The 14,162-nt window shown below is 59.7% G+C and carries 12 protein-coding genes; 8 read left to right on the forward strand and 4 right to left on the reverse strand.

What is annotated here, in order from left to right; genetic code table 11:
• Window positions 1-7: 7 nt before the first annotated feature.
• Window positions 8-373, forward strand: coding sequence for a 5-carboxymethyl-2-hydroxymuconate Delta-isomerase (locus ACIQY3_RS05555; RefSeq protein WP_290027577.1), 366 nt, complete (start codon window positions 8-10; stop codon window positions 371-373).
• A gap of 3 nt (window positions 374-376) precedes the next feature.
• Here ACIQY3_RS05555 and ACIQY3_RS05560 read toward each other — a convergent pair whose 3' ends face one another.
• Together ACIQY3_RS05560 and ACIQY3_RS05565 are read right to left on the reverse strand one after the other, a co-directional pair.
• Window positions 377-1,312 (reverse strand): LysR substrate-binding domain-containing protein, encoded by a 936-nt coding sequence (locus tag ACIQY3_RS05560; RefSeq protein WP_403017910.1) that lies wholly within the window; start codon window positions 1,310-1,312, stop codon window positions 377-379.
• A 266-nt stretch (window positions 1,313-1,578) separates the two neighbouring features.
• Window positions 1,579-2,514, reverse strand: a complete 936-nt coding sequence (locus ACIQY3_RS05565) for a LysR substrate-binding domain-containing protein (RefSeq protein WP_403017911.1) — start codon at window positions 2,512-2,514, stop codon at window positions 1,579-1,581.
• 173 nt (window positions 2,515-2,687) lie between these two features.
• Between ACIQY3_RS05565 and ACIQY3_RS05570 the strand changes: the two genes are divergently transcribed.
• From ACIQY3_RS05570 to ACIQY3_RS05595, 6 genes are read left to right on the forward strand one after another with little or no spacing between them, the layout of a single operon-like run.
• Complete coding sequence (locus tag ACIQY3_RS05570) at window positions 2,688-3,305, forward strand: thermostable hemolysin (protein WP_403017912.1); 618 nt, start codon at window positions 2,688-2,690, stop codon at window positions 3,303-3,305.
• Window positions 3,302-4,870, forward strand: a complete 1,569-nt coding sequence (locus ACIQY3_RS05575) for an AMP-binding protein (RefSeq protein WP_403017913.1) — start codon at window positions 3,302-3,304, stop codon at window positions 4,868-4,870. Before ACIQY3_RS05570 ends, ACIQY3_RS05575 begins: the two co-directional genes overlap by 4 nt.
• On the forward strand, window positions 4,845-5,726 hold the full coding sequence (locus tag ACIQY3_RS05580) for a TauD/TfdA family dioxygenase (protein ID WP_403017914.1): 882 nt from the start codon (window positions 4,845-4,847) through the stop codon (window positions 5,724-5,726). Before ACIQY3_RS05575 ends, ACIQY3_RS05580 begins: the two co-directional genes overlap by 26 nt.
• A 9-nt stretch (window positions 5,727-5,735) precedes the next feature.
• Window positions 5,736-6,863, forward strand: coding sequence for an aminotransferase class III-fold pyridoxal phosphate-dependent enzyme (locus ACIQY3_RS05585; RefSeq protein WP_403017915.1), 1,128 nt, complete (start codon window positions 5,736-5,738; stop codon window positions 6,861-6,863).
• Window positions 6,841-8,181 carry an aspartate aminotransferase family protein gene (locus ACIQY3_RS05590; protein WP_403017916.1) on the forward strand — a complete coding sequence of 447 codons (1,341 nt, stop codon included), beginning with the start codon at window positions 6,841-6,843 and terminating at the stop codon, window positions 8,179-8,181. Before ACIQY3_RS05585 ends, ACIQY3_RS05590 begins: the two co-directional genes overlap by 23 nt.
• Window positions 8,181-9,593: an amidase gene (locus ACIQY3_RS05595; RefSeq protein WP_403017917.1), complete on the forward strand. Its 1,413-nt coding sequence runs from the start codon at window positions 8,181-8,183 to the stop codon at window positions 9,591-9,593. The genes ACIQY3_RS05590 and ACIQY3_RS05595 overlap by 1 nt, the downstream gene beginning before the upstream one ends.
• Window positions 9,594-9,836: 243 nt before the next feature.
• On the opposite strand, the gene ACIQY3_RS05600 is transcribed toward ACIQY3_RS05595, so the two are convergent.
• Entirely contained in the window at window positions 9,837-10,748 is a 912-nt protein-coding gene (locus ACIQY3_RS05600; RefSeq protein ID WP_403017918.1) for a DMT family transporter, read from the reverse strand.
• A 146-nt stretch (window positions 10,749-10,894) separates the two neighbouring features.
• On the reverse strand, window positions 10,895-12,082 hold the full coding sequence (locus tag ACIQY3_RS05605) for a cyanate transporter (RefSeq protein WP_403017919.1): 1,188 nt from the start codon (window positions 12,080-12,082) through the stop codon (window positions 10,895-10,897).
• A gap of 562 nt (window positions 12,083-12,644) precedes the next feature.
• Between ACIQY3_RS05605 and ACIQY3_RS05610 the strand changes: the two genes are divergently transcribed.
• Window positions 12,645-14,027 carry a glutamine synthetase family protein gene (locus tag ACIQY3_RS05610; protein WP_403017920.1) on the forward strand — a complete coding sequence of 461 codons (1,383 nt, stop codon included), beginning with the start codon at window positions 12,645-12,647 and terminating at the stop codon, window positions 14,025-14,027.
• Window positions 14,028-14,162 lie beyond the last annotated feature (135 nt).

A 14,162-nucleotide genomic window follows, 5' to 3' on the forward strand; every position in this document is an offset into this window, starting at 1 on the left:
CACCGTCATGCCTCACCTGCACATGGAATACACCGCCAACCTGCCCGGGTTGAACGCCGATGTGGCGCTGATCCGACTCAACAACACGTTGGTGGGTTCCGGTCAGTTTGCGGCGGAGCACGACATCAAGAGCCGTGCCCTGAAGGTCGAAACCTTCAAGGTCGGCACCGGACTGGGCGAGCGCGCGTTCGTGCATGTGAAGCTGGCGTTGCTCAGCGGTCGCTCACCGCAAATCAAGAAGCAGCTGTCCGAAAGCCTGTTGGCCGTGGTGCAGGATCTGTGTGAATGGCCGACGGATGTTGAAGTCCAGTTGTGCGTAGAAATCCTCGATATCGATCGCGAGTCCTACACCAAGACGGCCATCGGCTTCTGAGATTCAGGCCGCTTGCTGTTCGGCGCAGACCTCGAGCACTTGCTCGCGCAGCCACGTGTTGGCGCTGTCCTGATCCACGGTTTGGCTCCATTGCATGTCGAGGGTGAAACCCGGCAGGCCGTTAGGGGCTTCGCAATGATTGAACACGGCCTCGTTGGCCAGCAGACGCTGGATGCGCCGGGGCAGGGTCAGGATGAAGTCAGTGCCGGTGATCATCTTCAACGCCGCGCTGTAGCTGTTCGACCGTTTGACGATCTCGCGCTTTTGCGCCTGCCGTGCCAGCCAGCCATCGACCCGGTCGGTGGCGGCTGACCAGGGGGTCGAGAACACGTGCTGGCGTTCGGTGAAGGCTTGCAGACTCAAGCGTGGTTCCAACGGCGTGGCGCGTTTGTCGAAGACGCAAACCAGATCGTCTTCCAGCAACATCCGTGATCTGAAGTCGGTTTGGCCGGGATGAACGTTCGGGCCAAAACAGATCAGCAGGTCGAGGCTGCCGTCGCGCAACTCGTCGGTGGGGATATCGGTTTCGAACTTGTGCAGGTTGACCGCCACCGGCAGGTCGGCGAAATCGAAGCGTTTCAGCAGGCGCGGCAGAATCAAGTGCTCGAAGTATTCCGGTGCACAGATGTTAAAGGTGACGGGTTGGGAAGTCGGGTCGAACGCCTGGGCGCTGGCGTGACACAGGTTGATGCTTTCAAGAATTTTCAACACATGGCCATACATGGTGCTGGCTTTGTAGGTGGGGCGCATTCCGGTGCGGGTGTTTATAAACAACTCGTCTTCAAAACTGGTGCGCAGTTTTTTCAGGCAGTAACTCACGGTGGATTGACTGACGAAGAGTGCCTCCGACACACCGGTGACGCTGCTTTGCTCATACACGGCGGTAAACACCATGAGGTCCTGCATATCGAGCTTTCTAAGCAAGTTACTGTTTAGCATCCGTTCTGTCTCGCTGTGCTCCTTGCGCTGACGGTGCGCAAACGTGTGCGAACGATCCTAACGGAACGATGGTACCAGGAGAAAGCCCTGTAGGAGACTTCAGTGTCAGATGTGGGACACATCGTGTAGGTAACACGACCTGCTGGCAGAAAGCGATCAACCCCGCACCGCCCACATTGATGATCCACTCGCTAAACGCCGAGGTGATGCCCGGTGTTTGGCTGCGGTGGGTCATTCAATGTGAAGTTGTGTGCTAATAGTTCTTATTACAGCAGGCCGTCCTGGGCACAGACGCTGACAATTTGTTCGCGAAACCAGTTATTCGCGCTGTCCTGCCCCGGCTTTTCATTCCACAACATGTCCAGGGTAAAGTTGGGTAAACCGGTGGGCGGTTTGCAATGAGCAAATTTATCTTCGTTACTGATCAGCATCTGGATACGCCGAGGCAGTGTCAGCACGAAATCGGTGCCGGTGATCATGTTGAGTGCTGCCACATAACTGTTGGCTCGTGCGACTATTTGGCGGCTGTAAGCCCATTTGCTGAGCCAGCCATCCACCATGTTGGTGTCTGAAGTCCAAGGGGTAGGGAAGATGTGCTGGCGTGCGACAAAGCTGTCCAGGCTGAATTCGCCCTCTGGCGGCGCAAAGTTTTTATCAACGACACAGACCAGGTCATCTTCCAGCAATATTTGAGATTTTAAACTTTTAGAACTGCGATGAAAGTTGGGGCCAAAACAAATAACCAGATCGAAACGTCCGTCGATAAGTTCTTCGATCGGGATATCTCTGTGAAATTTCTGGATGTTTACAATAACCGGAAAGCTACTTCCAATAAAACGTTTTAATAAGTTGGGGAGAATCAGTAGTTCAAAATACTCCGGCGCGCAGATATTAAACGTAATCTCTTTCTGTGTCGGATCGAATGCGTGTAAACCGGAGTGGCATATGTTTATGCTTTTCAGGATTTTCAACACATGGCCATACATGGTGGTGGCCTTATTGGTCGGCCACATGCCATTGCGGGTATTGATGAACAGCTCGTCGTCGAAGCTCGTGCGCAGCTTTTTCAAGCAGTAACTCACGGTGGACTGGCTGACGCAAAGGGTTTCGGAAACCTCGGTGACGCTGCTTTGTTCGTATACGGCAACGAACACCATCAGATCCTGCATATCGAGTTTTCTGAGCAAATTACTATTAAGCATAAAATCCGTCTCGGTGAAAATCCATGTGCGTCACTATCTTTTGTTTTTGTGACAAGGTTGTTTATTTATATATTAGCGGAAGCAATTGGTTTTTTAAATAGTCTGTCGGAGATTTCCTCAATATATTCTCGCTCACTTTAAAAGGAGTCCTGAATAGGGACAGGGAGGTCGAAGTGTTGGTACGTGTCACTGAAAGTCAGACACCGTTATGGGTGCAAGCCACTGAAGTTGTGAAAGAAAAGTTTCGCAGTTCTTATAAGGCGACAGTAGAGCCAAGCCCGCAGTATTTTGCGGTGACTCTGGATAATGAGGAGCGCATTCTTTCTTGTGCCGGTATAACGTTTGCGGATCACCGGACACTGTTCTCCGAACAATACCTGTCGCAACCGATAGAAACGATACTGTCCGAACGCTTTGAAAAGCCGATCGATCGGTCAACTATCGTTGAAATCGGTAGTTTGATTTCCCATCACCTGACCGCCGGAATGATCATGGTCAACATGATCCCGCTGTTGGCCTGGTGCATGGGTGGCCACTATTTGCTGTGCACCGTCACCCCCCGGGTCCGGGAAATGATGGAAAGCTGCCAGATCGTTTTCGAACCGCTGCTAACTGCCGACCCAGAGCGCCTGGCCAATGATGGCGGCAAAAACTGGGGCTCCTATTACTCGAAAATGCCGGTCACCGGTTTTATCCGCGTGGACCCGAAACGTTCGCGATTCGCCGCCATGACCCTCGGCACATTGTTCACCCAGTTGCCGACGGATCTGCCGGAGAGGGCGCAATCATGAGCGGCCGCTTCATTGCGGACCTGCGCGAGGCGCTGCAGGTCAATCGCGAGAAAGTCTGTGCCGTCGATTGCGACGCGTCCGGGCTGGAACACGCCGCAGTCATGACCTACGGCGAGCTGGAATCCCGTGCGCTGAACCTGGCGGCGGAATTGCAGCGACGCTTCGACACCCCGGCCCATGGCGACCACGTCGTGCTGGGGATTGCCACGCGCAACAGCAGCGACTGGCTGGTGGCCGACCTGGCGTGTCTGTTTGCCGGGATCACCGCGTTGCCGTTGCCACTGGCGTTCAGCCAGGCCCAGGCCGAACATTTGGCCGAGCGCTGCGACGGCTTCCTGGTGGATAGCGCCGGCGAACGCACGTTGGCCGAGCGCTGGATGCTCGATTTTCCCGAGAGTCGCTTGCGACGGATCAGCGAGCTGGCCCTGGAACAACCGTTGCTGCATGAGCCGGACGGCGACAGCGACTGGATCTGCAAAATCATCCACACCTCGGGCACGACCAGCCGGCCAAAAGGCGTGCGCCTGAGCACGACGGCAGTGGGCGCGGTGCTGACATCACTGCGTCAAGGCATGCCGGTCGATGCCCATCGCCGTTACCTGTCGCTGGTGCCATTGAGCCTGCTGCTGGAGCAAGTCACTGCCGCGTACTTGCCGCTGCTGGCCGGCGGCACCGTGCACTTCCTACCTGAAGGCGAGCCGCTGCTCGGCGAGCCGGGGACTTCGCCGCAACGTTTGATCGCGTGGATTCTGCGAGTCGAACCGACGGCCCTGACGGTGCCGCCAGTGATGCTCAATCGCTTCTACGAGCAACTGGCCCAAGGCGATGCGCAAAGCGAGCGCCTGTCTCGATATCTGCACTCCGGTGTGCACATCACCTGCGGCGGCGCGGCGGTCGGCATCGATATTCTCAACGCCCTCGCCGAGGACGGCATCCCGGTGTTCCAGGGTTACGGACTCTCGGAAAACGCCTCGGTGGTCAGCATGAACACCGCGCAGCACCAGCGTCTGGGCAGCGTCGGTAAACCGTTACCGCATGTGCAGGTGCGCATCGGCGCCGACAAGACCATCGAGGTCAAGAGCAGCTCGCTGTTCAGCGGTTATTCGGGCAAGGACCCGAGCGCCTGTTCGATGTCCGACGATGGCTGGATGGACACTGGCGACTTGGGCGAACTGGATGCCGACGGCTATCTCTACGTTCGCGGTCGCAAGAAGAATGTGATCTGCCTGCCCAATGGCCGCAACGTCAGCCCGGAGCAAGTCGAGCTGGAATATCGCGAGTACCCCGGCGTGCGCGATGCCGCGGTGTTCTTCGATGAAACCCATGGTCTGGTGGCGCTGCTCTGTGTCGAGTCGGCGCCAGATCGCGACGAACTGGCCTCCTGGTCAACCCGGCGCTTTTCCGACATCGAACGCCCGAGCCGCCTCTGGCTGCTGACCAAGGACGATCCATTGCTCGAACAACTCTATACCGTCACCGGCCGCCCGAAACGCGCCGATATCGCCACTGTTTTCGCCGACCTGCAAGGGAATGCTGCTGATGAACACGCCTGCCTATCGCTGTGAAAGTTCCGACATCTCGATAATCGAAGCCCACCATTTCGCCAGTCTGGGTAAGTCCGAGCTGTACGAATTGCTCGGGCACTACGGTGTCGTGCTGCTGCGCAACTGCATCCACACGCCTGAGGATTTCAGCAGCTATGTGCGGCAAAACAGTTCGCGCCTGAGCCTCGACCCGGCGCGGGTCATGGTCGGCGGTGCGGCGCAGTTGGTGGACGCGGGCCGTCAGGAAATCGGCCTGCATTGCGAGAATGGCAACTCGCCGTTCTGGCCGGACATCACCTGGTTCTATTGCCAGGAAGCGCCGCGCAAAGGTTCGCAAACCACCCTGTGCGACGGCGAAAAAGTGCTGGCGAAACTGTCAACCGCATGCCGCACCTTCTTCGAACAAAACCCGATTCGCTACAGCCGCACCGTGGCTGGCGACAAGTGGCGGCGGTTGGTTTGTCACTATTCGGCGGCGCTCTCGGACCCGGCGGCGGTCAGCATCAACGATTTGATGCAGATCGTCGGCAACGATCCGCAGACCGTGATTACCTTCAACCCTGACGACGATTCGATCCACTACGCCTTCAGCACGTCGGCGATCCTGGTCTCCGAATTCAGCCAGCGCCCGGCCTTCGCCAACAGCATCCTCGGGCCGTCCTTCAACTATGAAGTGCCGGTGATCGACACCGTATCCGGGCAGCCGATTCCCGCCGAGTTCCTGGCAGAAATCGCCACGGTGTCTGCGCAATACACCTACCCGGTCGGCTGGCGCGACCACGACATGGTGATGATCGACAACCGTCGGGTGATGCATGGCCGCGAAGCCATCGTTGACGAGCGTCGTCGCATTTTCAACGCCTTGAGCTACCGCTGAGACCTCTTTATGAAAACCTCTAATAAACAAATCATTTCGGGTCAGTACGAGACGTACACCGACGGCGATGGCCGCCAAATCATCGACCTGGCCGGCGGCTTCGGCTTTCAGGTGCCGTCGGTGATCGCAGCGGTCAGCCAGCAGGCCGACCGCATGGGCCTGTCCAATCGCGTGTTGATGTCCGAGCCCTTGATCGCGTTCTGCCGGCGTCTGGCCGAGCTGTTGCCGGCGCCGCTGGTCAGTTCCTATATTTGCAGCTCCGGCGACGAAGCGTTCGAAGGGGCCTTGAAACTGTGCAAAGGCCTCAAGCCCAAGGGCAACACCATCGTGTTTGTTCAGGGCGGCGATTATGGCTCGCTGAGTTACGGACGCTGCCTCGGCGCGCCGCAGGAATATCTGGAGATCCAGCGTTTCCTCGGCTTCGATTTGGTAGCGGTCAGTGATGCTCGCGACCTGGCCAAAGTGAACTGGAACGATTGCTTTGCCGTGTGCCACACCAGCACCGTGATCGATGCGGACGGTCGCCTGCGCCTGATCGACCAGACGCTGCTCGATCAGCTCTATGCCTCGGCGGCCAAGGTCTCGGCGCCGGTCATTGCGGTCGATGTGCAAAGTTGCCTGGGCAGCCTGGGTACGCTGTTTGGTTTCCAGCGCTACCACAACACCCCGGACATCGTGGTGCTGGGCGGCGCGTTGGGCGGCAGCGCGATTCCCATCGGCACCTATACGTGCAGCGAACAGATGGCCTATCAGGTTTACGGTCGCAGCAGCCCGGCCAAACATGGCAGCACCACCGCCGGCAACCCGATGGCCTGCGTCGCCGCCATGGCGGCACTTGATTATGTGCAGGCCCACGACTCGGCCAAACAGTGCTTCAACAACGGTCAGGTCCTGGCACAAGCGCTCGCCGCATTCGGCGCGGTGGCCTGTGGTGGCTGGGTCAGCCTGCCGCTGGCTGCTGACGTCAACCCCGTCGATTTATGCGAAGAACTTTATCAGCGTGGCATCTACGTCAGCCCGCCCCGTGGCCGCGAATTGATTCTGCGTTGCCCGGTCACCGCGCGTGCCGAACACATCCAGCGTGCCGCCACCATCATCAAGGAGACTTTCAGCCATGTCCTTAACCATGCCGCATGAACAACTGCTGGATGATTGCCAGCGGCATTGGAGTGCTTCGGCGACCAAGCTGTATCGCATGGGCAAGACCAGCGTCGAGCAGGAAACCGATGGCATCTTTGTCACCGACCATACCGGCAAGCGCTTTATCGACTGCGCCTGTAGTTATGGGGTGTTTATCGTCGGCCATCGCAACCCGATGGTGCGTGAGGCGGTGCAGACCCAGTTGCACCAAATGGCCTGGGTTCCCGAAGGTCGGGTGCATCCGGTGCAAGAGCAACTGACCGAGCGTCTGCGCGAACTGGTGCCGGGCGAGTGGGGCGATGTGCAGTACATGGTCTCCGGCGCCGAAGCCATCGAACAGAGCATGCGTTACGTGCTCAAGGTGCAGAAGCACCGGCGCGGGATCGTGGTCATGAGCGATTCCTACCACGGCAAAACCTTGGCGGCGATGAGCATCCTCGGCCAGCAACAGCACCATCGCAGCTACGGCACTGCCGCTTCGGAAGTGACCTACGTGCCCTACGGCGATTTCGCCGCGTTGCAGAAAGCCGTGGGCGAGGGCGTGTGTGCGGTGTACGTCGAGCCGATCCTCGGCGGCGCGCATTTGCAGGTGCCGCCGGTGGGCTACATGGCCAACATCCGCGCCCTGTGCGATGCCACCGACACCTTGCTGATCGCCGACGAAATCCAGACCGGTTTCGGCCGCTGCGGCAAATGGTTCGCCGTGCAATACGACGACGTCGTGCCGGACATCATGATTCTTTCCAAAGGCCTGACCGGCGGCTACACCTCGTTCGCCTGCGCGATGTACAGCCAGCGCCTGAGCACGCAACACCCGTTGCGCGAGATCGAGCCGGACCAGCGCACCAACGGCGGGCATCCGGTGGGTTGCGCTTCGGCGATGGCCGCGATCGACTTCATCGAAAAACACAACCTGGTGGAGGCGTCGCGGATCAATGGCGGCTTGCTGCGCCATGGTCTGCAACGGCTGGCCCAGCGTTATCCGCAGATTGTCGAGGATGTGCCCGGTGTCGGCCTGATGACCGGTTTGCGCTTGCGCGGCTCGGTCTACGAAGCGCTGATGAGCATGGAGTTGGGCAAGCGTGGCGTACACGCCGGGCATTCGATGAATGAAAAAGCCGAGCATCCGGTGCTGCGTTTTTACCCGCCGCTGAACATCACCCCTGAAGCACTGCGGCATGTCCTGACCATGACCGAAGAAGCGCTGGAAGCGATCGCTCGTCGGCCGAAACTGGCGGTCAAGGCGTTTTCCCTGGTGGTGCGCAACATGTACCACATCCCCAACAAGCTGCTACGCAGCAAAGCGGAGCGCTGATGAGCATTTTCAATCCGGACACCCTGACCCTGCGCGAGATGGCCGGCCTGCTGCGACGCGGCGTGCTGACCAGCGTCAGCCTGCTGGAGTTCTATCTGCAGCGGATTGCCGAGCGTAATCCGCAGATCAATGCGCTGATCCAACTGGAGTCCGCCGACGAATTGCGTCGGCAGGCCCGGGAGGCTGATGAGATGGCGCGCATCGGCAATATTCGCGGCCCGTTGCACGGCATCCCGATGACCATCAAGGACGTCTGCCATGTGCGCGGATTTCGCATGTCCCGTGGGCTGGAGGAATTGCTCGGCGCCGCCAGCCAGGAGGACGCCACGGTGGTGGCCCGACTGCGCGAGGCCGGCGCGATCATCCTCGGGATCACCAACGTGCCCGAGCTGTGCATGGCCTTCGAGACCGACAACCTGTTGTATGGCCGCACGCTCAACCCCTACGACCCGCAGCGTTCCGCCGGCGGCAGCAGTGGCGGTGAAGCGGCGGCCATCGCGGCGGGTTGTTCGCCAGCCGGGCTGGCTTCGGATGCGTGCGGCAGCGTGCGCATTCCGGCGCATTTCAACGGCATCTGCGGCCTTAAGTTGACCCAGGGGCGCGTGCCATTGACCGGGCAATTTCCCAACGACCGCTCCGGGCTGTTTCACCTGACCTCGGCGTTTGGCGTGATGGGGCGTTATGTCGATGACCTGGCGCTGCTCGGGCAATTGATCAGCGGCGCCGATGGACATGACCCGGACACTGTCGATGTGCCGTTCAATGACAGCAAGCCTTTGGCGGAGCTGCGTGTGGCGTTGTCCTGGGAATCGGCCCGAACCGAAGTCAGCCCGGCGGTGAAGCAGGTGCTGCAACGGGTCGAGGCGTGCCTGGGCAGTGTGGTCGCGGACGTTATTTCGAATACTCCGCCGATGCTCGATGACGCCAGTGATGTGCTGTGGCGGGTCTTCATCACCGGCGCGGATGCCGGGCGTAGCTGGAAAAAGCTGTTTGCGTCGATGAACAAACAGACCTACACGCCGGCCACCTCGGAGTTGATCCGCTTGAGCGAAGAGGTCGAGTTGAGCGTCGATGAAATGAAGCGCGACTGGATCATGATCGACACGTTTCGCTATCAACTGGCGAAGTTCTTCAATCAGCACGATCTGTTCATCTGCCCGGTGTTCCCGGACGTGGCGTTCGCCCATGGCGAGTCGCTGCTGGACCGCGATCGCTACGCCTTCGTGTTCCCGTTCAGCCTGTCCGGCTCTCCGGCGGTGGTCATCCGCGCCGGACACGACCCGGTCAGCGGCCTGCCGATCGGCATCCAGATCATCGGCCCGCACTGGCAAGAGGAACGGCTGCTGGCCGTGGCCAACTTCCTCGAGCGGGAAATGACCCGCTGGAGCCCGGTGATCCCCGCCATCCGGTGATCCCCATTGTGGGAGCGGGCTTGCTCGCGAAGGCGGTGTGTCATTCGACAATGATGTCGACTGATACGCCGCCTTCGCGAGCAAGCCCGCTCCCACATTTGGTCCAGGGTGAGCTTAATATTTGCGTTCGACTGCGATCCCCTGTGGGAGCGGGCTTGCTCGCGAAAGCGGTATGTCATTCAACAATGATGTTGACTGACACGACGCCTTCGCGAGCAAGCCCGCTCCCACATTAATCAGATTTCAAGCGGTAACGGTTTTCACATTCCGGCTGCTGACCACCAGCGCCAACATCCCGACCCCCACCAACACCGCCCCGCAAACCTCGATCAACGCCGGTTGCTGCCGCAGCCAGAACCAGTGGAACAGCGTGACAAACAACGTATTCAGATAAACATAGGAAATCACCGTCGACGGCGAGATCACCCCGATCGCCCGGTGCAGCAACCAGAAAGTCGCCAGGGTGCCAAACAGCGCCAGGTACACCAGCCATAACATATCGCTCACCGCCAGTTGCGCGCCGCTGCGCCAGCCGCCGCTGAACAGGCAGAACACCAGCAGAAACAACGAGCCGAACAGCATGTTCCAGAAGGTCATCGCCACCGGGTCACGGCCCTTCAAGGTCTTGGCCTTGAAGCGCTGGCTCAGGGGCGAATACAGCGCCATCGCCAGGCAACCAATGCCGAACACCACGACCGGATACAGCGCCGGCAATTCCCCCGGGGCCGACCCCTTGAGGATCAGCAGGACCGCGCCGACCGCCGCAATCAGCATCGGCAACAAGCGGGTTTTCAAACTCGGGCTCGGCAGCAGGAACACTTCAAAGAACAGCGTCATCAGCGGCACCAGCGTATACAACGTCGCGGTGTTGACCGCCGTGGTGTAGCGCAGCGCTTCGAACAGCGAACCAAAATACGTCGCCAGCAACAACCCGAGCACCGCATGCGCAAGCAAGCCTTTGACCGAGATCGGCGAGTGGTTTTTCAATAGCAGCAGCGGCAGGAACATCAAGGCTGAAAACAACAGGCGCAGGCCGGTCAGCAGGATCGGATCAATCGCTTGGCTGACCTCAGCCGCCGCAAAAAAAGACGCGGCGATCAGCATCGCCCAAATCAACATGCCCCAATGAGCTGCTGCAAAACCGACTTGTTTCATAAGTGCTCCCCCAGCGTTTGAGTGCAAGACGCCAATGATAGGTAGGCCGGCCTGCAGGCACGGGCGAGTTTTTAAATACGTAAACAGGTCCTTTCAAGGAAATGGCTGATCAGCCAGGAGGCAGGCCTTGAAAGGACCGTCGAAAACTATTGGATATGTTGCGCGTAACGTTTCGGGTTGAAGCGCAACACCATCAGGATCATCACCGCCATCACGGCCGTGAGTGACCACCAGGCCCACTCGAAGCTGCCCAACTGGTCGCGGATCATCCCGGCGATCAGCGGCGAGAGCCCGGCGATGAGGTAGCCGATGCCTTGCACGAAAGCGGTCAGGCCGCCCGCACGGCGCGGGTTGTCCAGGTGATCAAGGGACACGATCAGGCTCATCGGGAACAGACCGCCAATGCCCAGGCCCAGCAGGCACGGCCACAGCAGACTGAAGCGTTCCGGGCTGAGGATCAGGCCGCAGAAGCCCGCCATGATCAAGGCCAGCAGCACCGCCAGCACCAGGCGTTTGTCTTGGCTGCGGTTGGCAATCGCCGGGGTGACCAGACCGGAGATCACTTCCATGGCGGTCAGAAACCCGAGCAACAAACCGGCGTTCTGTTCGCTCCAGCCTTTTTCCACGTAGTACGGTGCGAGCCAGGCCAGCACGCAGGTGTAGGACGCCGTGCCCAAACCAAAGAAAATCGCCAGCAACCAGGCCCGCGAGTTACCGACAAACGACTCCTGGCGACCTTGCGGTGCGGCGGGTAGTTGCGGGATGGCCGAGCGTTGGGCGAACCAGAAACCCAGGGCCAGCAGTGCGAGCAACGCCCAGATCGCCAGGCCCATGCGCCAACTGCCGGTCTGCGCCAGCACGAACGGCGAGAACGAAGCCGCAATAGCCGCGCCGCCCATGATCGAGGTGACATACAAACCCATGAACAGCGAGACGTTGTCGCTGAAGCGCGACTTGATCAGCGCCGGCATCACCGCTTGGATCAGCGCAATGCCGACCCCGGCCAGCACCGCGCTGAGGATCAGTTCAAGGGTGCTGTCCAGATACAGCCGCGACACCGTGGCCACGCCGATGATCACCAGGGACAGGACGATGGTGCGGTGTTCACCGAAGCGCTGCGCGACGCGCATGCCCAGAAACATCGCCAGGCCCATGGCCATGACGGGCAGCATGGTCAGCAGCGAGGCGGTACTGAAACTCAGCGGGATATCCCCGCGAATCGCCGACAGCAAAGGGCCGATCGCGGCCATGGACGGGCGCAGGTTCAGTGCGACGAGGATGATGCTGGCGATCAGCCAGAGGGCAGGGCGGGTAGTTGCGCGAACGTTTTCCATAAGCAAGCCTTCAAGAACAAGGTCTTGATTAGGCGCGAGGGGCCGGGCAGCGGCAAATCAGAAAGTCTGGGGCGGTATCTAGAAATTAAATAAACCACAGTCCCTGTGGGAGCGGGCTTGCTCGCGAAGGCGGTGTGTCATAAGGCACTGATGTAGCTGACACACCGCTTTCGCGAGCAAGCCCGCTCCCACAGGTTATGTGTGACGCTCGTAATGTTTAGCCAACCCACAACCAAAGTTCTTCAATTCCCGATTTAACGACCCATCCCGCCATGTGACGCTGCAACTCATCTGTTTTCTGCGGTTTCTTCTATGGACGGTTGGCCAGTCGCATTCCACCACCCGGCATCCAGCCTCGGTCGTCGATTCCTGCCTGCCACTGCGCCAAAGCTCTCTGCACTTCCTTCCGAACTGGCCTTCTGGGCACTGTGGCATTGCCGCCACGCGCGCCCGCCGGATTCCTGCGTTTCCCGTTAATTGTTCCTACAGGTCCCACGCCATGCGTCGGGATCAAACCGGCGGCGCCTGCGCGTTTGCCTGACACGGAAAAACGAGAATTCCCATGAGTTGTGCCACGACCTCCTTCGCGACCAAGCAAGAAGCCCTGACCTTTCTGGAACAGAACCCGGATATCGAGATGTTCGAATTGTTCATCCTCGACAACAACGGCGTGCCTCGGGGCAAGTTGCTGCATCGCGATGAACTGCTGGCGGTGTATGAAAGCGGCCGGCCACTGCCGAGCACCATTCTCGGCCTGACGATCAATGGCGACGACGTGGAAAACTCCGGGCTGGTGTGGGACGTCGGCGATATCGATTGCCGCGCCTACCCGGTCAGCGGCAGTTTGCAGCGCATGCCGTGGCGCTTGATTCCCACGGCGGCGGTGCAAGTCAGCATGCACCCCAAGGAAGGCTTGCCGGCAACCATTGCCGATCCACGGCACTTGCTGGCGAAGGTCATCGAAGGCTTGCAGGCCGACGGCTATTACCCGGTGATGGCGGCGGAGCTGGAGTTTTATTTGCTGGATCAACAGCGCGACAGTAACGGTCGGCCACAACCGGCGCGGGACGTCGATGGCGGACGACCACGGGCCACGCAGGTCTACGGTTTGCGCGAACTGGAGCAGATCGAACCGTTCCTCGCCGACCTCTACAGCGCCTGCAAACTCCAGGGCATTCCGGCGCGCACGGCGATTTCCGAATACGCGCCGGGCCAGGTGGAAATCACCCTCGAGCACCGCACCGATGCCTTGCAGGCGATGGACGAAGCGGTGCGCTACAAACGCTTGGTCAAAGGCGTGGCGCACAAGCACGGGATGGCGGCGTGCTTCATGGCCAAACCCTTCGATGACCTGGCCGGCACCGGGATGCACATGCACGTCAGCCTCGCGGACAAGGACGGCAACAACCTGTTCGCCAGCGAAGCACCCGACGGCACGCCACTGCTCCGGCAGGCCGTGGGCGGCATGCTCAGCACCTTGCTCGATTCGTTGCTACTGTTCTGCCCTAACGCCAACTCCTATCGGCGTTTCCAGACCAACAGTTATGCGCCGCTGGCCGCCACCTGGGGCGTGGACAACCGCACCGTGAGCCTGCGGGTGCCCGGCGGGCCGGCGTTCTCCCGGCACATCGAACACCGCATCTGCGGGGCCGACGCCAATCCGTACCTGGCAGCAGCGGCGATCCTGGCCGGTATTCACCGTGGCATCCGTGAGCAACTCGACCCCGGCGCGCCGGTGGAAGGCAACGGTTACGCCCAGGCCACCGAATTGCTGCCGACCGACTGGCTGACCACGTTGCGCGCACTGGAAGGTTCGAGCTGGGCTCGGGACGCGTTCGGCGCTGAGTTCCTGGGGGTGTACCTGGCAGTGAAGCGTGCCGAATATCGGCAGTTCATGGGCGAAGTCGGGGAGCAGGATTGGCGCTGGTACCTGAACCAGGCCTGACAGTTTCTCAAATACATTAAAAGTTTCACGTCTATATCTTGGGCCAACTAATCGTTGGCTTCTTTTTCACGAAAAATTGATGGTTGGCTGCTTAAAGTTTGTGCTGTCGCGGAAAATGAAATTTTCACATTTCGC

Origin of the sequence: Pseudomonas sp. NPDC096950, from assembly GCF_044762525.1 — a bacterium.
GTDB lineage: Bacteria > Pseudomonadota > Gammaproteobacteria > Pseudomonadales > Pseudomonadaceae > Aquipseudomonas.